This is a genomic window from Stenotrophomonas maltophilia group sp. RY12688, from assembly GCF_052149045.1.
GTDB classification, from domain to species: domain Bacteria; phylum Pseudomonadota; class Gammaproteobacteria; order Xanthomonadales; family Xanthomonadaceae; genus Stenotrophomonas; species Stenotrophomonas sepilia.
In genome coordinates, this window is record NZ_CP197389.1 from 330,001 (window position 1) to 352,374 (window position 22,374).

17 protein-coding genes and 3 rRNA genes (1 of these 20 only partly in view) are annotated in these 22,374 nt (G+C 65.2%); 15 read left to right on the top strand and 5 right to left on the bottom strand.

The window, feature by feature from the left end; translation table 11 throughout:
* The 3 genes from ACS0OT_RS01495 to rrf (ACS0OT_RS01505) form a co-directional block, all read left to right on the top strand.
* A 23S ribosomal RNA gene (locus tag ACS0OT_RS01495) occupies nucleotides 1–2,419 on the top strand (it extends 461 nt beyond the left edge of the window).
* A gap of 126 nt (nucleotides 2,420–2,545) precedes the next feature.
* Nucleotides 2,546–2,660 (top strand): 5S ribosomal RNA (gene rrf / locus ACS0OT_RS01500).
* Nucleotides 2,661–2,791: 131 nt separating this feature from the next.
* A 5S ribosomal RNA gene (gene rrf / locus ACS0OT_RS01505) occupies nucleotides 2,792–2,906 on the top strand.
* 317 nt (nucleotides 2,907–3,223) lie between these two features.
* On the opposite strand, the gene ACS0OT_RS01510 is transcribed toward rrf (ACS0OT_RS01505), so the two are convergent.
* Both ACS0OT_RS01510 and ACS0OT_RS01515 read right to left on the bottom strand, forming a co-directional pair.
* Nucleotides 3,224–4,933, bottom strand: a complete 1,710-nt coding sequence (locus ACS0OT_RS01510; protein ID WP_442256008.1) for a M28 family metallopeptidase — start codon at nucleotides 4,931–4,933, stop codon at nucleotides 3,224–3,226.
* 86 nt (nucleotides 4,934–5,019) lie between these two features.
* A complete protein-coding gene (locus ACS0OT_RS01515; RefSeq protein ID WP_005414989.1) occupies nucleotides 5,020–5,682 on the bottom strand; it encodes a hypothetical protein in 663 nt (220 codons plus the stop codon).
* Between the two features lie 95 nt (nucleotides 5,683–5,777).
* Here ACS0OT_RS01515 and ACS0OT_RS01520 point away from each other — a divergent pair, with 95 nt between their 5' ends.
* Nucleotides 5,778–7,076, top strand: a complete 1,299-nt coding sequence (locus ACS0OT_RS01520; RefSeq protein ID WP_033834985.1) for a murein hydrolase activator EnvC family protein — start codon at nucleotides 5,778–5,780, stop codon at nucleotides 7,074–7,076.
* A gap of 108 nt (nucleotides 7,077–7,184) precedes the next feature.
* Nucleotides 7,185–8,621 (top strand): S41 family peptidase, encoded by a 1,437-nt coding sequence (locus ACS0OT_RS01525; protein ID WP_442256009.1) that lies wholly within the window; start codon nucleotides 7,185–7,187, stop codon nucleotides 8,619–8,621.
* 60 nt (nucleotides 8,622–8,681) lie between these two features.
* Here ACS0OT_RS01525 and ACS0OT_RS01530 read toward each other — a convergent pair whose 3' ends face one another.
* Nucleotides 8,682–9,374, bottom strand: a complete 693-nt coding sequence (locus tag ACS0OT_RS01530) for a rhomboid family intramembrane serine protease (RefSeq protein WP_053498727.1) — start codon at nucleotides 9,372–9,374, stop codon at nucleotides 8,682–8,684.
* Nucleotides 9,375–9,599: 225 nt separating this feature from the next.
* Between ACS0OT_RS01530 and ACS0OT_RS01535 the strand changes: the two genes are divergently transcribed.
* The 3 genes from ACS0OT_RS01535 to ACS0OT_RS01545 all read left to right on the top strand — a co-directional run bounded on the left by ACS0OT_RS01535 (nucleotide 9,600) and on the right by ACS0OT_RS01545 (nucleotide 12,821).
* Complete coding sequence (locus tag ACS0OT_RS01535; protein ID WP_442256010.1) at nucleotides 9,600–11,027, top strand: outer membrane protein transport protein; 1,428 nt, start codon at nucleotides 9,600–9,602, stop codon at nucleotides 11,025–11,027.
* Nucleotides 11,028–11,161: 134 nt separating this feature from the next.
* On the top strand, nucleotides 11,162–11,761 hold the full coding sequence (gene pnuC / locus ACS0OT_RS01540) for a nicotinamide riboside transporter PnuC (RefSeq protein ID WP_111173230.1): 600 nt from the start codon (nucleotides 11,162–11,164) through the stop codon (nucleotides 11,759–11,761).
* A complete protein-coding gene (locus ACS0OT_RS01545) occupies nucleotides 11,748–12,821 on the top strand; it encodes an AAA family ATPase (protein ID WP_184014287.1) in 1,074 nt (357 codons plus the stop codon). The genes pnuC and ACS0OT_RS01545 overlap by 14 nt, the downstream gene beginning before the upstream one ends.
* A gap of 118 nt (nucleotides 12,822–12,939) precedes the next feature.
* On the opposite strand, the gene putA is transcribed toward ACS0OT_RS01545, so the two are convergent.
* The gene (gene putA, locus ACS0OT_RS01550; RefSeq protein ID WP_065186705.1) at nucleotides 12,940–16,158 is read right to left on the bottom strand and encodes a bifunctional proline dehydrogenase/L-glutamate gamma-semialdehyde dehydrogenase PutA; all 3,219 of its coding nucleotides are present in this window, start codon (nucleotides 16,156–16,158) and stop codon (nucleotides 12,940–12,942) included.
* Nucleotides 16,159–16,432: 274 nt separating this feature from the next.
* On the opposite strand from putA, the gene ACS0OT_RS01555 reads away from it, so the two are divergent.
* Genes ACS0OT_RS01555 through ACS0OT_RS01580 form a run of 6 tightly spaced genes read left to right on the top strand, consistent with a single transcriptional unit; the run spans nucleotide 16,433 to nucleotide 21,295 of the window.
* Nucleotides 16,433–16,909, top strand: coding sequence for a DUF2244 domain-containing protein (locus tag ACS0OT_RS01555; RefSeq protein WP_021202927.1), 477 nt, complete (start codon nucleotides 16,433–16,435; stop codon nucleotides 16,907–16,909).
* Nucleotides 16,910–16,920: 11 nt separating this feature from the next.
* Complete coding sequence (coxB, locus tag ACS0OT_RS01560) at nucleotides 16,921–17,877, top strand: cytochrome c oxidase subunit II (RefSeq protein ID WP_053498721.1); 957 nt, start codon at nucleotides 16,921–16,923, stop codon at nucleotides 17,875–17,877.
* Nucleotides 17,878–17,936: 59 nt separating this feature from the next.
* Entirely contained in the window at nucleotides 17,937–19,544 is a 1,608-nt protein-coding gene (gene ctaD / locus ACS0OT_RS01565) for a cytochrome c oxidase subunit I (protein WP_005407790.1), read from the top strand.
* An 8-nt stretch (nucleotides 19,545–19,552) separates the two neighbouring features.
* Nucleotides 19,553–19,819: a hypothetical protein gene (locus ACS0OT_RS01570; protein ID WP_065179436.1), complete on the top strand. Its 267-nt coding sequence runs from the start codon at nucleotides 19,553–19,555 to the stop codon at nucleotides 19,817–19,819.
* On the top strand, nucleotides 19,816–20,406 hold the full coding sequence (locus tag ACS0OT_RS01575; protein ID WP_053498717.1) for a cytochrome c oxidase assembly protein: 591 nt from the start codon (nucleotides 19,816–19,818) through the stop codon (nucleotides 20,404–20,406). The genes ACS0OT_RS01570 and ACS0OT_RS01575 overlap by 4 nt, the downstream gene beginning before the upstream one ends.
* 13 nt (nucleotides 20,407–20,419) lie before the next feature.
* The gene (locus ACS0OT_RS01580; RefSeq protein WP_005407793.1) at nucleotides 20,420–21,295 is read left to right on the top strand and encodes a cytochrome c oxidase subunit 3; all 876 of its coding nucleotides are present in this window, start codon (nucleotides 20,420–20,422) and stop codon (nucleotides 21,293–21,295) included.
* Nucleotides 21,296–21,315: 20 nt separating this feature from the next.
* On the opposite strand, the gene ACS0OT_RS01585 is transcribed toward ACS0OT_RS01580, so the two are convergent.
* Nucleotides 21,316–21,534: a twin transmembrane helix small protein gene (locus tag ACS0OT_RS01585; protein ID WP_049416782.1), complete on the bottom strand. Its 219-nt coding sequence runs from the start codon at nucleotides 21,532–21,534 to the stop codon at nucleotides 21,316–21,318.
* A 57-nt stretch (nucleotides 21,535–21,591) separates the two neighbouring features.
* On the opposite strand from ACS0OT_RS01585, the gene ACS0OT_RS01590 reads away from it, so the two are divergent.
* Nucleotides 21,592–22,308: an SURF1 family protein gene (locus tag ACS0OT_RS01590; RefSeq protein ID WP_065186704.1), complete on the top strand. Its 717-nt coding sequence runs from the start codon at nucleotides 21,592–21,594 to the stop codon at nucleotides 22,306–22,308.
* Nucleotides 22,309–22,374 lie beyond the last annotated feature (66 nt).

A 22,374-nucleotide genomic window follows, 5' to 3' on the forward strand; every position in this document is an offset into this window, starting at 1 on the left:
GAAAAGAACCCCGGAGAGGGGAGTGAAATAGAACCTGAAACCGTGTGCGTACAAGCAGTAGGAGCTCCGCAAGGAGTGACTGCGTACCTTTTGTATAATGGGTCAGCGACTTACTGTTCGTGGCAAGCTTAACCGTATAGGGGAGGCGAAGGGAAACCGAGTCTGATAAGGGCGCATAGTCGCGGGCAGTAGACCCGAAACCGGGTGATCTAGTCATGCCCAGGGTGAAGGTGCGGTAACACGCACTGGAGGCCCGAACCCACTCCCGTTGCAAAGGTAGGGGATGAGGTGTGATTAGGAGTGAAAAGCTAATCGAACCCGGAGATAGCTGGTTCTCCTCGAAAGCTATTTAGGTAGCGCCTCATATGTATCCTCTCGGGGGTAGAGCACTGTTATGGCTAGGGGGTCATCGCGACTTACCAAACCATTGCAAACTCCGAATACCGAGACGGACTGTATGGGAGACACACGGCGGGTGCTAACGTCCGTCGTGAAAAGGGAAACAACCCAGACCCACAGCTAAGGTCCCAAATTTTGTGCTAAGTGGAAAACCATGTGGAAAGGCACAGACAGCCAGGAGGTTGGCTTAGAAGCAGCCACCCTTTAAAGAAAGCGTAATAGCTCACTGGTCGAGTCGGTCTGCGGGGAAGATTTAACGGGGCTAAGCACAGAACCGAAGCTTGGGGTGCATAACTTTGTTATGCGCGGTAGAGGAGCGTTCCGTAAGCCGTTGAAGGTGGATTGAGAAGTCTGCTGGAGGTATCGGAAGTGCGAATGCTGACATGAGTAACGATAATGCGGGTGAAAAACCCGCACGCCGAAAGCCCAAGGTTTCCTTGCGCAACGTTAATCGGCGCAGGGTGAGTCGGCCCCTAAGGCGAGGACGAAAGTCGTAGTCGATGGGAAGCAGGTTAATATTCCTGCACCTCGCGTAAGTGCGATGGAGGGACGGAGAAGGTTAGGTGTACCAGGCGTTGGTTGTCCTGGGGAAAGGCGGTAGGTTTGGATCTTTGGCAAATCCGGGATCCTCTAAGACCGAGCACCGAGACGAGCCTTTATGGCAAAGTCACTGATACCACGCTTCCAGGAAAAGCTCCTAAGCTTCAGCTTACGCAGACCGTACCGTAAACCGACACAGGTGGGTAGGATGAGAATTCTCAGGCGCTTGAGAGAACTCGGGTGAAGGAACTAGGCAACATGGCACCGTAACTTCGGGAGAAGGTGCACCCTTTTTGGTGGCTCGTGCGAGCTATAGCTGAAGAGGGTCGCAGTAACCAGGCCGCTGCGACTGTTTATCAAAAACACAGCACTCTGCAAACACGAAAGTGGACGTATAGGGTGTGACGCCTGCCCGGTGCTGGAAGGTTAATTGATGGGGTCAGCCGCAAGGCGAAGCTCTTGATCGAAGCCCCAGTAAACGGCGGCCGTAACTATAACGGTCCTAAGGTAGCGAAATTCCTTGTCGGGTAAGTTCCGACCTGCACGAATGGCGTAACGACAGCGGCGCTGTCTCCACCCGAGACTCAGTGAAATTGAAATCGCTGTGAAGATGCAGCGTTCCCGTGGCAAGACGGAAAGACCCCGTGAACCTTTACTATAGCTTTACACTGAACGTTGAGTTCGTCTGTGTAGGATAGGTGGGAGGCTATGAAACCATGGCGCTAGCTGTGGYGGAGCCATCCTTGAAATACCACCCTGTCGTGCTTGACGTTCTAACCTGGGCCCATTATCTGGGTCGGGGACCGTGTATGGTGGGTAGTTTGACTGGGGCGGTCTCCTCCTAAAGAGTAACGGAGGAGCTCGAAGGTACGCTCAGCGCGGTCGGACATCGCGCACTGTGTGCAAAGGCATAAGCGTGCTTGACTGCAAGATCGACGGATCAAGCAGGTAGGAAACTAGGACTTAGTGATCCGGTGGTTCTGTATGGAAGGGCCATCGCTCAACGGATAAAAGGTACTCCGGGGATAACAGGCTGATACCGCCCAAGAGTTCATATCGACGGCGGTGTTTGGCACCTCGATGTCGGCTCATCACATCCTGGGGCTGTAGTCGGTCCCAAGGGTATGGCTGTTCGCCATTTAAAGTGGTACGCGAGCTGGGTTCAGAACGTCGTGAGACAGTTCGGTCCCTATCTGCCATGGGCGTTGGAGATTTGAGAGGGGCTGCTCCTAGTACGAGAGGACCGGAGTGGACGAACCTCTGGTGTTCCGGTTGTCACGCCAGTGGCATTGCCGGGTAGCTATGTTCGGAAGCGATAACCGCTGAAAGCATCTAAGCGGGAAGCGCGCCTCAAGATGAGATCTCCCGGGGCACAAGCCCCCTGAAGGAACCATGTAGACTACGTGGTTGATAGGTCAGGTGTGTAAGTACAGCAATGTATTGAGCTAACTGATACTAATGATCCGTGCGGCTTGACCATATAACCTCAAGTTGCCTTGGCTTTACGACAGCGTCGTAAGAGCATCCAAGTGCACGCTACGTCACAAGAACTATGCGAGGCTGGCGCCTTGTCCCMCAGGGACGAGTGCGACKCTCCAAAAGCCTCCCTGGTGAAATTAGCGCTGTGGAACCACCCGATCCCATCCCGAACTCGGAAGTGAAACGCAGCTGCGCCGATGGTAGTGTGGCTCAAGCCATGCGAGAGTAGGTCATCGCCAGGGTTTAYACCCAAAACCCCGCTGCTGACGCAGCGGGGTTTTYCTTATTAAGTGAAGGCATTGCYTTTCTGGATACCTTCCGCCCAWGGGCAAGATCGCGAAGCTGGCGCTGCAAGCGCTGCTGCAACCGTCTCCCTGGTGAAATTAGCGCTGTGGAACCACCCGATCCCATCCCGAACTCGGAAGTGAAACGCAGCTGCGCCGATGGTAGTGTGGCTCAAGCCATGCGAGAGTAGGTCATCGCCAGGGTTTACACCCAAAACCCCGCTGCTCGCGCAGCGGGGTTTTTCTTTGCGCGCAGTAATACAGGTAGTACCAGCCGCTGGCCGGCAACCCGATGGCGTTACATCGCCCGCTAGATCCACGCCCTGCCTGGATGCCCTCTGCGAGGAAGCATGGCGCCAACCAAGGTCGGCCGCTACCAATCGATTGCCGGCCAGCGGCCGGCACTACCGGCAGATCCACACCAGTCGTGGATCTGCCGCCGACGGTATGCAAAAGAAAAGCGGCGCCCCAGTGGGGCGCCGCTCTGCTCTCAACAATGCTCAGTCGAGCATGGCCCGACTTTATTTGGCCGAAGCCTTGTCCTTCATCATCGCGTCGCGGGCCGCCTTGAACGGGTTGCCTGCATACCAGTTCGGCCAACGATCACCACCGGCCAGTTCCTTGCCCACGCCGTACATCAGCTGCAGGTCTTCAACGGTGCCGTCCAGTTTCCAGGTGGCCGCGTCGAACTCGTCCTTCGGGCCATGGTAGCGGTTGGCGCCGTAGTCCGCCGCGGCCTTGCGGCCCGCTTCCACGCCACCCTCGCGCAGGTCCTCGCCGCCATCGGCGTACAGGGCCGGCACACCGGCCTTGGCGAAGTTGAAGTGATCCGAGCGGAAGTAGAAGCCGCTTTGCACCGAGGTCTCACCGTGCAGCGTACGGTCCTGGGCGGCGGCCAACGGCTTGAGGATGTCCTCCAGCTCCGAGCTGCCGAAGCCGGTGACGGTCACGTCCTTGGCACGGCCGGCCACCGACATCGCATCGATGTTGATCACGCCGGCGATCTTGTCCAGCGGGAAGGTCGGATGGGCGACGTAGTACTTCGAACCCAGCAGGCCGGATTCTTCCAGGGTCACGGCCAGGAACACCACCGAACGCTCCGGCTTCGGGTCCTGGTGGGCCATGGCTTCGGCCACTTCGAGAATGCCGGCGACGCCGGTCGCATTATCGACGGCGCCGTTGTAGATGTTGTCGCCGGTCTCGCCCTCATGCTTGCCCAGGTGATCCCAGTGCGCCATGTACAGCACCGCCTCGTCAGCGCGCTTGCTACCCGGCAGCACACCCACCACGTTGCGCGACTGCTTCTGTGCGATCTGGCTCTTCAGGTCGACCGCAGCGGTGGCCTTCAGCGGCACCGGCTTGAAGCCGCGCTTGCTGGCGTCCTTGTAGGCCTGCGCCAGGTCCAGGCCGGCACCGGCAAACAGGGCCTTGGCCGCGTCGGCGCTCAGCCAGCCCTGCACCGGGATACGCGCTTCCGGATCATCCTTGGCCGGCAGGTCGTACTGCGGGCCAGCCCAGGAATTCTTCACCACGTCCCAGCCGTAGGAGGCGCCGGCGTTGTCGTGCACGATCAGTGCAGCAGCGGCGCCCTTGCGCGCGGCCTCCTCGAACTTGTAGGTCCAGCGCCCGTAGTAGGTCATGCGCTTGCCGTCGAACAGCTTCTCGTCGTCGACATGGAAGCCCGGGTCGTTGACGAACATGACGACCGTCTTGCCCTTCCAGTCCTGCCCGGCGTAATCGTTCCACTTCTGCTCCGGTGCATCGACGCCGTAGCCGACGAACACCAGGTCGCTGGCATCGACCTTCACCTCGGCCTGGCCGGTGCGGGTACCCACCACCATGTCGGTGCCGAACTTCAGCTCGGTGGTCTTGCCGCCCTGGGTGATCTTCAGCACGGTCGATTCGTCGGCCGTGGTCTCGGTCATCGGCACATCCTGGAACCAGCTGTCGCCGTTGCCGGGCTGCAGGCCGATGCGCTGCATCTGGTCGCGGATGTAGTTGACCGTCAGCTCTTCACCCTTGCTGCCCGGGGCGCGGCCTTCGAACTCATCCGAGGCCAGCGTCTTGACCATCTCGGCGAAGTCGCCGGCATTGATCTCCGGGGAGAACGAATGGGCGGCCGGCTTCGCCGCAGCGGTGTCGGTGGCCGGCGCGGCGGCGGGCGTGTTTTCGCCTTTGCAGGCACTGAGCGCGGCCGCGGCGGCCAGGCACAGGAGGAGTTTGCGGGGCATCGTCGATTCCTGGAGAACAAAGGGCGGCCGCACCTGATGCGCGACCGGTAACAGTGAGTATCACCGAACCGGCAGGTCCGGCGGGTTCAGTCCGCCGGGGCGGTTTCGGTGTCGAACGGAATTGGCTCGGCGCCGGTCACCGGGCCGATGCGAGCGGAGCGATGCACGTACAGCACCACTTCGCGCTCGAACTGCAGGGGGCCGTTGACCACCGCATTCGGGCCGATGATCACGCGCGGCTTGCGGCTGGCGGTCAGCGAGACACTGAAGTTCGGCTTGCGCACATGCACACCGCCGTTGACCTGCGAACCGATACCGACGGTGATGTCACCATTGACGGTCTCCACGTCCTTGCCGACGCGGCTCTCGACCAGGCCGATGCCGCCGTTCACGGTCTCGACGCCGCCTTCGATCTGGCTGCCGCGATCAGTGAAGATGCTGCCGTTGACGGTGCTGACGCCGCCACTGGCGATCACTTCACGACCCAGGCGCACACCGCCGTTGACCGTTTCGATCTTGCCGGTGCGCGCGCGGTCGGCGACCTTCACCCCGCCGTTGACGGTGTCGATGCTGCCGGTCTCGACGCCTTCGCCGACGCGGATGCCGCCGTTGACGGTGTCGAGCTTGCCGTAGCGTTGACCGGGTTCGGCGCTGATGCTGCCGTTGACCTTGCTGATGTTCTCCTGCGCACAGACCGGCCCGGTGGCCAGCAGTACGCCCAACAGCAGCGGAATGGAAAGAGTTTTCATGGCGACCTCGATGGATGTGCGGCTGGCAGGCCGCGTGCGGAGATGTCACCATTCCCCGGTAGCCCCCGCAACTGCCTGAAGTCACTGGAAAGCCCTTGCGCGACAACGCCTTCCCATCACGCCGACATCACATCGCCGCTGCCCGCGGCGGTCGCTGCCTGCTGCTGGGGCTGGCGTTGGCGCTGGCCCTGCCGCTGCCCAGCGGTGCGCAGACCACCCGCGAGACCGAGCGCAAGCTGCAGAAACTGCGAACCGAATTGAAGGGCGTGGCGCAGGAGCGACGGCAGATCGAGGGCCAGCGCGGGCAGGCATCGCAACAACTGCGCGAGGCCGACGAGAAGGTAGCCCGCACCGGCCGTGCCCTTGCGCAGACGGAAGCCGCGCTGCGCGAGCAGGGCCGCGCCCTTGCCGAAGCCGAGCAGCGCCGCAGCACGCTGCAGGGCAACCTGGCCCAGCAGCACCGCGAACTGGCCGGGCTGTTGCGCGCGGCATATCAGCTGGGCAACCACGCACCGCTGAAGCTGCTGCTGTCGCAGGACACGGTGGCCGATGCCAACCGCGCCTTGGCCTACCATCGCTACCTGCAGCGCGAGCGTGCGCAGCGGATCACCACGCTGACCGCCGACCTGAAGGAGCTGGAAGCGCTTCAGGCGCAGATCGCCGAGCGCAAGCAGAAGCTGCAGGGGACGCAGCAGGACCAGAAACAGCAGGCAGCCGCCCTGGAAGCGGACCGCCGCGATCGCGCAAAGACCGTTGCCTCGCTGGAAGAGCGCTTCAAGGACCAGCGTGAGAAGGAACAGGCACTGGGCCAGGACGCCAAGGCACTGGAAACGCTGCTGGCCAACCTGCGTGCCGCTGCCGCGCGGGCCGAAGCCGAGCGGCGCGCCGCTGCACGCCGGGCCGCCGCCGAGAAAGCCGCTGCCGAGCGCGCCGCACGCCAGGCCGCCGCGCAGGGCCGTCCACCGCCGCCCACCAAGGTTCCACCTGCGGTGGCGTCGGCACCGGCGCCGAAGGTCGGCGGCCTGGGGTGGCCGTTGTCCGGCAACCTGCTGGCCCGCTATGGCGGCAAGCTGCCCGATGGGCGCACCAGCAGCGGTGTGCTGATCGGCGCGCCAGCCGGCAGCACGGTCACGGCCGTGGCCGATGGCACCGTGGTGTTCTCCGACTGGATGACCGGCTACGGCATGATCCTGATCGTCGACCACGGCAACGGCTACATGAGCCTTTACGCGCATAACGACACCCTGCTGAAGGATGCTGGCGCGCGGGTCAGCCGCGGCGATGCGGTGGCCAAGGTCGGCAATTCCGGCGGCCAAGGCGTCACCGCGCTGTACTTCGAGCTGCGCCGTGGCGGGCAACCGGTCAACCCGGACAGCTGGCTGCAGCGGCGCTGAATCCTGGCCCGCCGGATGCGGGCCGGATTCAACGGGAATTTAGCTGTGCTTCGCGCATAATCGGTGCATGTGCCTTGGGCACCATGCCACCGTCGACAGGAGTGATCCATGCGCGCAGCCCGTACCGCCACCCTCTTGCTGGCCCTGTTGCCAGCGCTGTCCTGGGCGCAGCAGACCGCGCCCGCCCCCAGCCCGGAAACCAGCGGGCAGGCAGCGAACAGCGAGGAGGCGGTGACCTCGAAGGTGCCGCTGGAGGAAATCCGCCGTTTCGTGGCCGTCTACAACGCGGTGCGCGCCGCCTATGTCGACCCGGTCGATGACAAGAAGCTGATGCAGTCAGCCGTGCGTGGCCTGCTGCTCGACCTTGATCCGCACAGCACCTACTTCAACAAGGAAGACGCGCAGGCCTTCGACGAGCAGGCCAACGGTGCCTACGAGGGCATCGGCGTGGAGCTGCAGCAGCAGCCGGACAACGCCAGCATGAAGGTGATCGCGCCGATCGACGACACGCCGGCAGCCAAGGCCGGCATCCTTGCCGGCGATTTGATCATCGCCATCGACGGCAAGCCGATCAGCGCGATCGATGCGAGTGAACCGCTGCGCGGCCCGGCCGGCAGCAAGGTGGTGCTGACCATCGTGCGTGACGGCAAGCCGAAGCCGTTCGATGTCAGCCTGACCCGCCAGACCATCCGCGTGACCAGCGTGCGCAGCCGCCTGCTCGAGCCGGGCTATGGCTATATCCGCCTGAGCACCTTCCAGGCCGATACCGGCTCGGATTTCCAGAAGCATGTGCAGCAGCTGCAGAAGCAGTCCGGTGGCCAGCTCAAGGGCCTGGTGCTGGATCTGCGCAGCAACCCGGGTGGCCTGCTGACGGCCGCCGTGCAGGTCGCCGACGATCTGCTCGACAAGGGCAACATCGTCAGCACCCGTGGCCGCATCAGCATCAGCGACGCCCGATTCGACGCGACCCCGGGCGACCTGCTGAAGGGCGCACCGGTGGTGGTGCTGGCCGATGCCGGTTCGGCCAGCGCCTCGGAAGTGCTGGCCGGCGCGCTGCGCGACAACAAGCGCGCCCGCGTAGTGGGCAGCCGCACCTTCGGCAAGGGCTCGGTGCAGACCGTGCTGCCGCTGGACAACGGCGATTCGGTGAAGCTGACCACCGCGCGCTACTACACGCCCAGCGGCAAGTCGATCCAGGCCACCGGCATCGTGCCGGATGTGGAGTTGAAGCCCGCCGCCACCCCGGCGGAGGATGCCCTGCCGGCCAGCCTGAGCGATTACAGCGAAGCCACCCTGCCAGGCCATCTGCGCGGCGACGACGAAAGCACCGAGGGCTACCACGCCGGTGCGGTGCTGCCGGGCGACGGCCCGATCAACGACGCGCTGGCCGAGCTGAAGAACCCCGGTTCGGTGGCCGCACGGTTGAAGGCCGAGGCCGCGAAGGCGGCTGCGGTGAAGCCCGAAGCCAAGCCGGAGGCGAAGGTCGAACCGAAGGCAGACAGCACGCCGGAAGCCAAGCCCGCTCCTGTGCCGGCCAAGCCTTGATTCGTGGTCTACGAACGAGCGGGTGAGCGTGGAGCCGGCCAGCGGCCGGCTCTACCTGGATCAGAAGCCGTGCCGCTTGCGCAGGCGGCGCGCGATCGCGGCGCGTACATAGACCCCGTACACGACGCCGAACACGAAGCCGCCGATGTGCGCCCACCAGGCCACCATGCCGAAGCTCGGGCCGATGTGGGCGAACACCACTTGCAGCGCCGCCCAGACGCCGATCAGCAGGTACGCCGGGGCGCGCACGAACTCCAGGAACAGGCCGAGCGGGATCACCACGCCCAGCCGCGCGCCCGGGAACAGGGCCAGATAGGCGCCGATCAGGGCCGACACCGCGCCGCTGGCGCCGATGATGATCTGGTCCGGGCTGCCCATGGTGTAGATCGCGACCAGGTTCGACACTGCGCCGCCGACCAGGAACAGCAGCAGCAGCCGCCACGGCCCCAGCACCCGCTCGGCGGGCAGGCCGAAGATCAACAGGAACACCAGGTTGCCCAGCAGGTGCGACCAGTCCGCGTGCAGGAACAGGGCGGTGAACAGGCGCAGCACGCTGCCGTCCTGCAGCGTCGCCCACCAGTCCAGCGGGTGGGTCAGACCGGTGGACAGCGCGCCCCAGTCCAGCCAGAGGCTGCCGCGGGCATCGTCCGGACGCGAGATCGACCACAGGAACGCCAGCCACAATGACGCGAACAGCACGGGCGTGGCCCAGCGCAGGGCCGCCTTCTTGCGGGACGGGAGCGAGACGAACATGCCAATAGCCTAGCGTGCGGCCACTTTCGGTGGGGACGGTCCTGTTCAGCTTTTGAGACGAAAAAACCGCCTGCGCTGTTATTGTTTCATTAACAGCTCTGGGTAATACTCGCATACGGCGTCGTATGTCGGGAGGGGAATCCGGCGCGCTCCGATGGGTCCCAGGACCCGGCGGGCGCAGGCGCACTCAGAGCACCATCACCGCTTACCGGAGAGAGAACTACGATGCAAACCGCTTCCACCATTGCCCGACTGACCCTGCTGGCCGTCGGCGTTGCCGGTGCGCTGGCCGCCGCCGATGCCAATGCTGCCGCCTTCCAGCTGAAGGAAAACAGCGCCAAGGGCCTGGGCCGCGCGTTCGCCGGCTCCACCTCGACCGAAGGTGACGCCTCGGTCATCGCCACCAACCCGGCCTCCATGCGCCTGCTCGACGGCACCCTGGTCCAGGGCGACGTCAGTGCCATCAGCTTCGGCGCCAAGTTCCGCGGCCAGGGCAAGTACGGCAACGGCGCGCCGATTTCCGGTGGCAACGGCGGCGACGCCGGCATGATCGCCCCGGTTCCGGCCGCGTACTTCCACGTGCCGTTCGGCGAGAACGACAACAAGCACTTCGGTGCTTCGCTGACCGTGCCGTTCGGCTTCAAGACCGAATACGACCGCGACTGGGTCGGCCGCTACAACGGCGTCAAGACCGAGCTGCAGGCCATCGACCTGGGCGTGGCGTTCTCCTATGACGTCAACCCGTACCTGTCTTTCGGTGCTTCGGTGTTCGCCGAGCGCCTGAACGTCGACCTGACCAGCGCTGTCGATACCGGCACTGCGATCAACGCCACGGCCCAGCGCACCGCTGCGGCGCGTGTGCTGGCTGCCGGCGGCACTGCGGCCCAGGCTGCGGCGGCCTCGCAGGCCGCTGCACGCCAGGCCGCCCAGCTCGGCTTCTCGCCGGGCACCGCCGATGGCTACCTGCGCATCAAGGGCGACGAAGTGTCGGTCGGCTACACCCTGGGCATGACGGTCACCCCGGTGGAAGGCACCAACATCGCCTTCAGCTACCGCTCGAAGGTCGAGCACAAGATCACCGATGGCAAGGCCGACTTCACCATCCCGCAGAACGCTGCCGCCTTCCTGGCCACTGCTGCCCCGGGTACCTTCATCGACAGCAACGGCCGCGCCACCATCACCCTGCCGGCCAGCGCCACCGTGGGCTTCACCCACCGCGTGAACGACCAGTGGCAGATCATGGCCGAGGTCACGCGCACGGCGTGGAGCAAGTTCGACCAGGTCACGGTCGACTATGACTCCAACCAGCCGGACAGCGTGCTGCCGTTCCACTACCGCGACACCACCTTCGCGTCGATCGGTACTGATTTCCGCGTGAACGACAAGCTGACCCTGCGTGGCGGCCTGGCCTACGACCAGACCCCGACCACCGACGCCCACCGCGACGTGCGCGTGCCGGACACCACCCGCAAGTGGCTGTCGCTGGGCCTGACCTACGCCGCTTCGGACAAGATGGAATACAGCGTGGGTTACACCCACCTGTTCACCAAGGATCCGAACATCACCTCGACCTCGGCCACTGCCAACACCGTGACCGGCAAGTACAAGGTGAGCGGCGACGTGCTGGCGGCGTCGATGCAGTACAAGTTCTGATTCGGGCGATTGCCTGAAGCAGTACGAGGAGAGCCCCGCGCAAGCGGGGCTTTCTTTTTGCGGAGGGTATCCACGCATGGCATGGTTCTGCTGGTCCGACGACGCAGGGCGTGGATCTACGCGACAATGGTGCGATGAACCTGTCCGACCCGAGCTTCCAGCTGGAGCTGGCCGCCAACATCGCCGTCGCCGGCTCGATCCTGCTGGCCGGCCGCAACAACGTGCACACCTGGTGGCTGGGCATCGTCGGCTGCGCATTGTTTGCTGCGGTGTTCGAGCGCTCGCACTTGTATGCAGACATGGTGCTGCAGTTCTTCTTCATCGCCATCAGCGTGCTGGGCTGGTGGCAGTGGCTGCGCGGCGACCATGGCGCGCCGCTGCCGATCACTGCGCTGCGGCCGCGGGCATGGGCCTGGCTGGCGCCGCTGGCGGTGGTGGCCACGTTCGGCTACGGCTGGATGCTGACCCGACTGACCAACGCCTATGCGCCTTACATCGATTCGGCGGTGCTGGTGCTGAGCGTGATCGCGCAGATCCTGATGATGCGGCGCAAGCTGGAATCGTGGTGGGTGTGGCTGCTGGTGAACACCGTGGCAGTGCCGCTGTACTACAGCCGTGGCCTGCATCTGACCTCGATCCTCTACATCGGTTTCTGGATAAACGCGCTGGTCGCCCTGCGCCATTGGCGGCACCTGATGCGGGACGAGGCCAGGGCGGCCGATGCCGCTGCCTGAGCGTGTCGAGCGCGGCCTGGTGGTGGGCAAGTTCTGCCCGCTGCATCTCGGTCACGAACGCCTGATCGACTTCGCCGCCACGCGCTGCCAGCAGCTGCTGGTGATCGGCTGGTCGCAGCCGGGTTTCCCAGGCTACAGCGCCGAGCGTCGCGAGCGCTGGCTGCGAGCGCGCTTCCCGCAGGCGACGGTGGCGGTGCTCGATGATGCGCGGCTGGCGGCATTGTGCACGCAGCACGGTTTGCCCGTGCGCACGCTGCCGCACGACAGCGACAACGAGCACGTGCAGCGCGAGTTTACCGCCTGGCTGTGCCTGAGCCTGTTCGGCGGGCCGGTGCAGGCGGTGTACACCGGTGAGGACTACGGCGACGGCTTCGCGCAGGCGCTGGCCACGCACTTCGGTGCGCCGGTACGCCATGAGCGGCTCGAACGCGCATTGGACGCCGGGCAGGCGTGCGGCACCCAGCTGCGCGCCGATCCGCACGCGCACCGCCATGGTCTCGCACCGGAGGTGTACGCCGGATACGTGCAGCGCGTGGCCTTCATTGGTGGCGAGTCCAGTGGCAAGACCACGCTGGCGCGGGTGATGGCCGAGCGCCTGCAGACCGCCTGGGTGCCGGAGTATGGCCGCACGCTCTGGGAGCAGCAGGGCGGCGACCTGATGCCGGACGATCTGCTTCGTATCGCGATGACCCAGCCGCAGCATGAAGAAGAGGCTGCGCGGCGGTCACATCGCTGGCTGTTCTGCGATACCACGCCGCTGGTGACGCTGGGCTACAGCGGCTGGATGTCTGGTACGGCGCCGGAGGCACTGCGGCAGGCTGCATTGCGGCCATATGACCTGCTGTTCCTGTGCGCGCCGGATATTCCGTTCGACCAGGACGGCACACGGGTGGGGGAAGCATTCCGTGCGCAGCAGCATGCGTGGTACGTGCGCGAGCTGCAGGCGCGGGGCGTCGACCATGTGCTGCTGGAAGGCGATCTGGAGACGCGCATCGCGCGCATACAGCGCGAGCTGGCTAAGCGTGCGGACAACCGGTTCAGTGTCGCCCTGCCTCTGTAGCGCCGAGCCCATGCTCGGCTGCGCCAGGAAAGCCGAGCGTGGGCTCGGCTCTACAGGAAGCAAAGCACAAGAAACCCCGCTTTCGCGGGGTTTTTCGTTCACTGCATGAGGCTGACGATCAGTCGCCCAGGGTCAGCAGCGAGGCGTTGCCGCCGGCGGCGGTGGTGTTCACCGTCACCGTCTTTTCGGTCGCAAAGCGCAGCAGGTAGTGCGGGCCGCCGGCCTTAGGGCCGGTGCCGGACAGGCCCTGGCCACCGAACGGCTGCACGCCGACCACTGCACCGATCTGGTTGCGGTTGACGTACACATTGCCGACGTGGACGCCGTTGCTGATGCGGTCAACGGTTTCGTCGATGCGCGAATGCACGCCCAGGGTCAGGCCGTAGCCAGTGGCGTTGATCTGGTCGATCACCGCGTCGAGCTGGTCGCCCTTCCAGCGGATCACGTGCAGGACCGGACCGAAGACTTCCTTGTGCAGCTGCCCCAGGTCCTTCAGTTCATACGCGCGCGGTGCGAAGAAGGTGCCGTTGGCGGTTTCAGCGGACAGCTCGGCGGCGGCGATCAGGCGCGCTTCGCGGTCCATGCGTTCGGCGTGTTCCTGCAGGATCTTCAGCGCGTCGGCGTCGATCACCGGGCCGACGTCGGTAGACAGCAGGCCCGGGTTGCCGACCTTCAGTTCCTTCATCGCACCGGCCAGCATGGTCATCACCTTGTCGGCGATGTCGTCCTGCACGAACAGCACGCGCGCGGCCGAGCAACGCTGGCCGGCGGAGGTGAAGGCCGAACCGATCGCGTCCTTGACCAGCTGTTCCGGCAGTGCCGAGGAGTCGGCGATGAAGGCGTTCTGGCCACCGGTCTCGGCGATCAGCACGCCGATGGCGGCGTCACGCGCGGCCATCGCACGGTTGATCGCACGGGCGGTCTCGGTGGAGCCGGTGAAGGCCACGCCGGCCACGCGCGGGTCGGCGGTCAGCGCTGCACCCACGGTGGCGCCGTCGCCCGGCAGGAACTGCACCACCTCGGCCGGCACGCCGGCATCGTGCAGCAGCTTCACCGCGTAGTAGCCGATCAGGTTGGTCTGCTCGGCCGGCTTGGCGATGACGCTGTTGCCGGCGGCCAGTGCGGCGGCGACCTGGCCCAGGAAGATCGCCAGCGGGAAGTTCCACGGGCTGATGCAGACGAACACGCCGCGGCCGTGCAGCTGCAGCTCGTTGGATTCACCGGTCGGGCTGGGCAGCTTCTCGGCGTGGCTGAACTGCTCGCGCGCCTGCTTGGCGTAGTAGCGCAGGAAATCCACGGCTTCGCGCACTTCGGCGATGCTGTCGGGCAGGCTCTTGCCGGCTTCCTTCACGCACAGCGCCATGAACTCCGGCATGCGCGCTTCCAGCTGGTCAGCGGCGTGTTCGAGGATGGCGGCGCGGCTGGCGGCCGGGGTGCGGTTCCAGGCCGGTTGCGCGGCCACGGCGTTGGCCAGGGCCTTCTGCACGGTGGCGGCATCGGCGGCCAGCCACTGGCCGACCACTTCGCGGGTGTCGGCCGGGTTGGTCACCGGCAGCGCGGCGCCGGCCGGGTTGGCACCCGGTACCAGCGGCGAGGCCTGCCACGGCTTCACGGCGGCGTTGAGCTGCTCGGCCAGGGCGCGCAGTTCGTTGTCGTTGGCGAGGTTGGCGCCCATGGAGTTCTTCCTGTCGTGGTTCTGGCTGCGCAGCAGGTCAACCGGCAGCGGGATCTTGGGATGCGGAATCGATTCGAACGAGGCGACCATCTCGACCGGATCGCGGATCAGGTCGGCGATCGGCACGCGCTCGTCGGTGATGCGGTTGACGAAGCTGGAGTTGGCACCGTTTTCCAGCAGGCGGCGCACCAGGTACGGCAGCAGGTCTTCGTGCGAACCGACCGGGGCGTACACGCGGCAGGGCAGGTTCAAGCGATCGGCCGGCACCACTTCGGCGTACAGGTCGTCGCCCATGCCGTGCAGCTTCTGGTGCTCGTACACGCCGCCGTTGGCGATGCTGCGCACGGCCGCGATGGTGTGCGCGTTGTGCGTGGCGAACATCGGGTAGATCGCGTCCGCATGGGTGAACAGCCGCTTGGCGCAGGCCAGGTAGGACACGTCGGTGTTCTGCTTGCGGGTGAACACCGGGTAGCCCGGGTAGCCTTCGATCTGCGCGCGCTTGATCTCGGCATCCCAGTAGGCGCCCTTGACCAGGCGCACCTGCAGGCGGCGACCGGCACGGCGTGCCATGTCGGCCAGGTGGTCGATCGTGTACGGCGTGCGCTTCTGGTAGGCCTGCACGACCACACCGAAGCCATCCCAGCCAGCCAGCGAGGCGTCGGAGAACACCTGCTCGATGATGTCCAGCGACAGTTCCAGGCGGTCGGACTCTTCGGCGTCGACGGTGCAGCCGATGCCGTAGCTCTTGGCCAGCTGTGCCAGTTCCAGCACGCCCGGCACCAGGTCCTTCAGCACGCGCTCGCGCTTGGCGTGCTCGTAGCGCGGGTACAGCGCCGACAACTTGATCGAGATGCCCGGCGCGTTGTTGACGTCGCCGTCCGGACGGCCACCGCGGGCCTTGTGATCGCCGCCGATGGCGTGGATCGCACGACGGTAGTCTTCCAGGTAGCGCAGCGCGTCCTTCATGGTCAGCGCGCCTTCGCCGAGCATGTCGAACGAGTAGCGGTAGCTGGCGTTGTCGCCCTTGTGCGAGCGCGCCAGCGCTTCGCTGATGGTGCGGCCCATGACGAACTGGTGGCCCATGATCTTCATCGCCTGGCGCACGGCCAGGCGCACCACCGGCTCACCGACGCGGCCGACCAGGCGCTTGAATGCGCTGGGCGCATCGGCGCGCGTGGCGTCGTTCATCTGCACCAGCTTGCCGGTCAGCATCAGGCCCCAGGTGGAGGCATTGACCAACACCGAGTCGCTGCCGCCCAGGTGCTTTTCCCAGTCGGCATCGGCCAGCTTGTCGCGGATCAGCTTGTCGGCGGTGTCCTGGTCCGGAATACGCAGCAGCGCTTCGGCCACGCACATCAGCAGCACGCCTTCCTCGCTGCCCAGGTCGTACTGGCGCATGAAGGCTTCGATCGCGCCCTGGTCCTTGGCACGCACGCGCACGCGGCCGACCAGGTCGGCGGCCAGCGCCTGCACCCGGGCCTGTTCCTCGGCGGGCAGGCGCGCCTGCGCCAGCAGCTCGCGGACGTGGCTGGCCTCGTCCTTCAACCAGGCATCGGTGATGGCCTGGCGGAACGGGTTGGGGGGCGCCGGCAGTTCCGGCGACAGCAGCGCGCCCGGACGCGGGGCGTCGTGGGCGGCAGGGGAGGAGGAAGGTGCGTTCATGCCGGTCCGGCCAGTGGAAAACTTGGCGATTTTAATCATTTTTGCGGCCTTCGGAAGTGCCACGCAGACACCTTCATGAAGGGCTGATAGCCACTAACGGTGGTGGATTCGGCGTGTTCAGCAAACCCGGCGAGATTTGTGCTGAATTCGTCATCCGTGCCGCCGACCGCATGCTGTGTTGCAGCATCGGAAAAAGTGTGAATGCACCCTTGCTACCGGCGAGAGGGCGGGGCTACCATCGAGACGTTTCCCGCGGCAGGAACGCGGTTGCGACATGATCGAGGTGCTTCCAGCTCCGGATGGGTCAGGTACGCAGCTGCGGCTGCGTCCCCCACGGGCGCTCGATGCCCGGCAGTTCGTCCTGTTGTTCACCGTGTTGTCGGGTGCGATGTGGCTGGTGTCCGCCCTCGGGTGGTGGGCCGGCAATGCATTCGCCCCCCTGTTCGCGCTGCTGTACAGCCTGGTGCTGGCGGCGGCGCTGCGTGCCTTGTGGCGCAGCGGTGAACGGCAGGAGGAGATCCGGGTAGTGCCGGCGTACGTGGAGGTCATTCCCGTACCCGGTGGATCGCCGGTGTTCCGGGCCCACCCGCATTGGGTGCGCCTGCTCACCGACGATGAGAGGGTCCGGCTGGCATCCAGCGGCCGGCAGGTGGAGGTGGGGAGTTTCCTCGCGCCGGCCGAACGTCAGACGCTCGCAGAGACACTTGAAAGCTTGCTCGCCGCCAGCGATGGCGGCAACCGACGACGCTAAGGGTCTAGGCAATGAAGCAAAGCAGCAGGTGGGGCACGAAGTGCGTGAACGCGGTTGCCGCAGTGCTGGCGACCGGGGGACTGATGCCGGCGTTGGCCTGGGCCCAGGCGGCCGATCCCAAGCCGTGGCAGCTGAACATGGGCAAGGGGGTGACCCAGACCTCGCGCCTGGCCTGGGAATCGAACAACCTTTCGTTGATCATCTGCACGGTGATCGGCGTCATCGTGTTCGGCGCGATGGCCTACGCCATCTTCAAGTTCCGCAAATCCAAGGGCGCGGTCGCCGCCACCTTCAGCCATAACACCAAGGCCGAGATCATCTGGACGGTGATCCCGGTGATCATCCTGATCGTGATGGCGTGGCCGGCCACGGCCAACCTGATCAAGATGTACGACACCCGCGATGCCGAGATGACGGTCAAGGTCACCGGCTACCAGTGGATGTGGAAGTACGAATACCTCGGGGAGAACGTCACCTTCACCAGTCGCCTGGACCGGGAATCCGACCGCGTGCGGCAAAGTGGCATCGTGCCGACCCGCGAAAGTCATCCGCACTACCTGCTGGACGTCGACAACCGGCTGGTGTTGCCGGTCGATACCAAGGTCCGCTTCGTCATCACTTCCGATGATGTGATCCACGCCTGGTGGGTGCCGGCGCTGGGCTGGAAGCAGGACGCGATCCCCGGTTTCATCAATGAAGCCTGGACCAGCATCGAGCAGCCCGGGGTGTATCGCGGCCAGTGCGCCGAGCTGTGCGGCAAGGACCACGGCTTCATGCCGATCGTGGTCGAGGCGGTGTCCAAGGAGGACTTCAAGCAGTGGCTGGCGCAGCGCAAGCCTGCACCGCCGGCCGAGCCCGCCCCCCCTGCGGCACCTGCAGAACCGGCTGCCCCTGCGGGCGAAGCACCGGCGGCACCTGCTGCTGCCGAAGCCGGCAATGCACCTGCGGTTGCGGCCAGCGGCGCGTGATGTAAAGCCCGCGGCCGCTCGCGGCCGTGGTGACAACCGATTCTGAGAGGTGTTTTGCAATGGCGCACTCGGCAGTTGGGCACGACGATCACCATCACCACCAGAGTTTCTTCGAGCGTTGGTTCTTCTCGACCAACCACAAGGACATCGGCACGCTGTACCTGGGTTTCAGCTTCATCATGTTCATCATCGGCGCGGCGATGAGCGTGGTGATCCGCGCCGAGCTGGCGCAGCCGGGCCTGCAGTTCGTCAAGCCCGAGTTCTTCAACCAGATGACGACCGTGCATGCGCTGGTGATGATCTTCGGCGGCGTGATGCCGGCGTTTGTCGGCCTTGCCAACTGGATGATCCCGCTGCAGATCGGTGCGCCGGACATGGCGCTGCCGCGCATGAACAACTGGTCGTTCTGGCTGCTGCCGGTGGCCTTCAGCCTGCTGCTGCTGACGCTGTTCCTGCCCGGTGGTGCACCGGCCGGTGGCTGGACGCTGTATCCGCCGCTGTCGCTGCAGGGCGGCTACAACGTGGCCTTCAGCGTGTTCGCCATCCACGTGGCCGGCATCAGTTCGATCATGGGTGCGATCAACATCATCGCCACCGTGCTCAACATGCGCGCGCCGGGCATCGACCTGCTGAAGATGCCGATCTTCTGCTGGGCGTGGCTGATCACCGCCTTCCTGCTGATCGCGGTGATGCCGGTGCTGGCCGGTGCGGTGACCATGCTGCTGACCGACAAGTTCTTCGGCACCAGCTTCTTCAATGCCGCCGGTGGCGGTGACCCGGTGATGTACCAGCACATCTTCTGGTTCTTCGGCCATCCCGAGGTCTACATCATGATCCTGCCCGCCTTCGGCGTGGTCAGCGAGATCATCCCGACCTTCAGCCGCAAGCCGCTGTTCGGCTACCAGGCGATGGTGTACGCCACCGCCGCGATCGCGTTCCTGTCGTTCATCGTCTGGGCCCACCACATGTTCACCGTGGGCATGCCGCTGGGCGGCGAGATCTACTTCATGTTCGCCACCATGCTGATCTCGATCCCGACCGGGGTGAAGGTGTTCAACTGGGTCAGCACCATGTGGCGGGGGTCGCTGACGTTCGAGGCGCCGATGCTGTGGTCGGTGGCCTTCGTCATCCTGTTCACCATCGGTGGCTTCTCCGGCCTGATGCTGGCCATCGTGGCGGCCGACTTCCAGTACCACGACACCTACTTCGTGGTTGCGCATTTCCACTACGTGCTGGTGACCGGCGCGGTGTTCGCGCTGATCGCGGCTGTGTATTACTGGTGGCCGAAGTGGACGGGGCGGATGTACAGCGAGAAGTGGGCCAAGGTGCACTTCTGGTGGTCGATCGTGTTCGTCAACCTGCTGTTCTTCCCGCAGCACTTCCTCGGCCTGGCCGGCATGCCGCGCCGCATTCCGGACTACAGCGTAGCGTTTGCCGACTGGAACCTGATCAGCTCGATCGGTGCGTTCGGCATGTTCGTCACGCCGTTCATGATGGCCGCGATCCTGCTGTCCTCGCTGCGCAATGGCGAGAAGGCCGAGGCCCGTAGCTGGGAAGGCGCGCGCGGGCTGGAGTGGACGCTGCCGTCGCCGGCACCGGCGCATACCTTCACCACGCCGCCGACCATCCGCCCGGGCGATCTGGCGCATGACGACATCACGCATTGAGGTGGGGCATGCATAACGAGAGCCCACTGCAGACCTGTAGAGCCGAGCCATGCTCGGCTGACGGCGTGCTGACCAACGGTAGAGTCGACTGTCAGTCGACTCGCGAAGTGCAGCCGACTAGCAGTCGGCTCTACCAGAACCAAAGCCAGAGCGAAGCCCAACACCACGGCATCGAACAGCAACGCCAGCGTGCCCGGCGCACGGCGATGTGGGTCGGCGCCATCGCGGTGCTGGTCTACGTCGGCTTCATCCTCAGCGGGGTGATCGGCCGATGAGCGAGGCACCGGCCAGCACGCGGTCACCCAGTGCCGGGCTGCCGCGCCTGATCGGCGTGGCAGTGGCGGTGTTCCTGCTGACCTTCTCGCTGGTGCCGCTGTACCGCATTGCCTGCGAGAAGGTATTCGGCGTGCGCCTGGAACGCGGCCCGGGTGGTGAAGCCAGTACGGGTGCCGCAGCTGGCAAGCGCACCGTGCGGGTGGAGTTCGATGGCGGCGTCAATTCGCGCCTGCCGTGGTCGTTCCATCCCGAGCAGCTGACCATGGATGTGGTGCCCGGCGAACTCAACGAGGCGCTGTACTTCGCCCGCAACGACAGCCAGCAGGCAGTCGTTGGCAGCGCGGTGCCTTCGGTGGCACCGGCACGCGCGTCGGGCTTCTTCAGCAAGACCGAGTGCTTCTGTTTCACCGCGCAGACGCTGCAGGCCGGCGAGAAGCGCGACATGCCGGTGCGCTTCATCGTCGATCCGGACCTGCCGCCGGAAATCAAGACGATCACCTTGTCCTACACCTTCTACCGCAACGACGCGTTGTCCGATCGGCTGGCCCCGGCCGCCACCTCGGACGGCGCGCACGCCGCACCCTGACCCGGATACCGACATGGCCCAGACACCAACCGACGCCAACGTGTACTTCGTCCCGGCCCAGAGCAAATGGCCCTTCGTGGGGTCCATCGCGATGATGGTGACCATGGTGGGCGTGGCCAGCTGGCTCAACGATGCCAGCTGGGGGCGCTGGACGTTCTACATCGGCATCGCGATGCTGGTGTTGACCCTGTTCTGGTGGTTCAGCGACGTGGTGCGCGAATCGCAGGCCGGCAACTACAACCACCAGGTCGATGGCTCGTTCCGGATGGGGATGATCTGGTTCATCTTCTCCGAGGTGATGTTCTTCGGCGCCTTCTTCGGCGCGCTGTTCTACACCCGCAACCTGGGCCTGTCGTGGCTCAGTGGCGAAGGCCGCGGGGTGATGACCAACGAGCTGCTCTGGCAGGGCTACTCCGCCGGATGGCCGACCAATGGCCCGGCGGCGATCGGTGGTGCCTTCCAGACCATCCCGGCGTGGGGCCTGCCGCTGATCAATACGCTGATCCTGCTCACCTCAGGCGTGACCCTGACCATCGCCCATCACGCGTTGAAGGCCGGCAACCGCCGCCAGCTGCTGATCTGGCTGGGCCTGACCGTGGTGCTCGGCCTCGGTTTCCTGACCCTGCAGGCGGAAGAGTACATCCACGCCTACAAGGAGCTGAACCTGACGCTGGGCTCGGGCATCTACGGTTCGACGTTCTTCATGCTGACCGGCTTCCACGGTGCGCACGTGCTGCTGGGCACGATCATGTTGATCGTGATGTGGCTGCGTTCGGCCAAGGGACACTTCACCCGCGACAACCATTTCGGTTTTGAAGCGGCCGCGTGGTACTGGCACTTCGTCGACGTGGTGTGGCTGATGCTGTTCCTGTTCGTCTACGTGCTTTGACCACGCACGCATCGGTGGCCTCAGCCGCCGACGCCGTGCGGCTTGATCCAGCCCATGTAGATGCTCACGATCACCAGTACGATCAACGCCACCGACACCGCGATGCGACGTGTCAGTGCGTTGACCGTGCGCTTGGTCTGGCCGCGGTCGACCAGCAGGTAATACAGGCCGGCGCCCAGGTTCCAGACGATGACGATCAGAAACGCGATTACCAGCAGGGTCTTCAGCGAATCACTCATGCGCGGCTCGAGGGAAGGGTGGGTGCGCCTATCTGACCGCGTTTGTGCGGACTTGTCATGATGCGCCAGCACACACGCGTGATCGGATGGTTGCTGGCCGTGCTGGCGATGGCCGGTTTCACTGCATTGGGGCTGTGGCAGCTGCAGCGCATGCATGCCAAACAGTCAATGTTGGATGCGCAGGGGCCAGCGGTGGCACAGGCGCTGCCGCTGGCCCAGGCGCTGGCAGCCCCCGGTGCGTTGCACGGTGTGGCCGATCACGGTCGCTTCCTGCCTGGCGTGGTGCTGCTGGACAACCAGACCCGGCATGGCCGTGCCGGCGTAAAGATCTATCGCCCGTTCCGCAGTGACGAAGGCAGCGTGCTGCTGGTCGATCTTGGCTGGCGCGCGCTGCCGCCGGATCGCACGCTGCCGGACATACCGGCGCCGCCTTCGCCGGTGGTGGTGCGCGGGTTGCTGGCGCCACCGCCTTCGGCGGGGCTGGTACTGGGTCCGCCGTTCTCCGCCACCGGTGAGGCGGGGCGCTGGCTGGCCAGCCGCTTGCCGGCCGAGGGCCTCGCCGCAGCGCTGGGCCTGCCAACACTGCCCGAGCGGGTCCTGCGACTGGACCCGGCGCTGCCCTTCGGCGACGAGCGTGACATGGACCTGCTGCCAAATACGCTGCCACCGCAGCGACACCTGGGCTACGCCGTGCAGTGGTTCGGCCTGGCCCTGACCGTGCTGGTGGTGGCGCTGGTGCTGGAGCGGCGCAGGAGACGGCCCATCGCCGGGTAGTGTCGGCCGCTGGCCGGCACGCACTCGGATTCCTGGATGCCGGCCAGCGGCCGGCACTACCGGCAT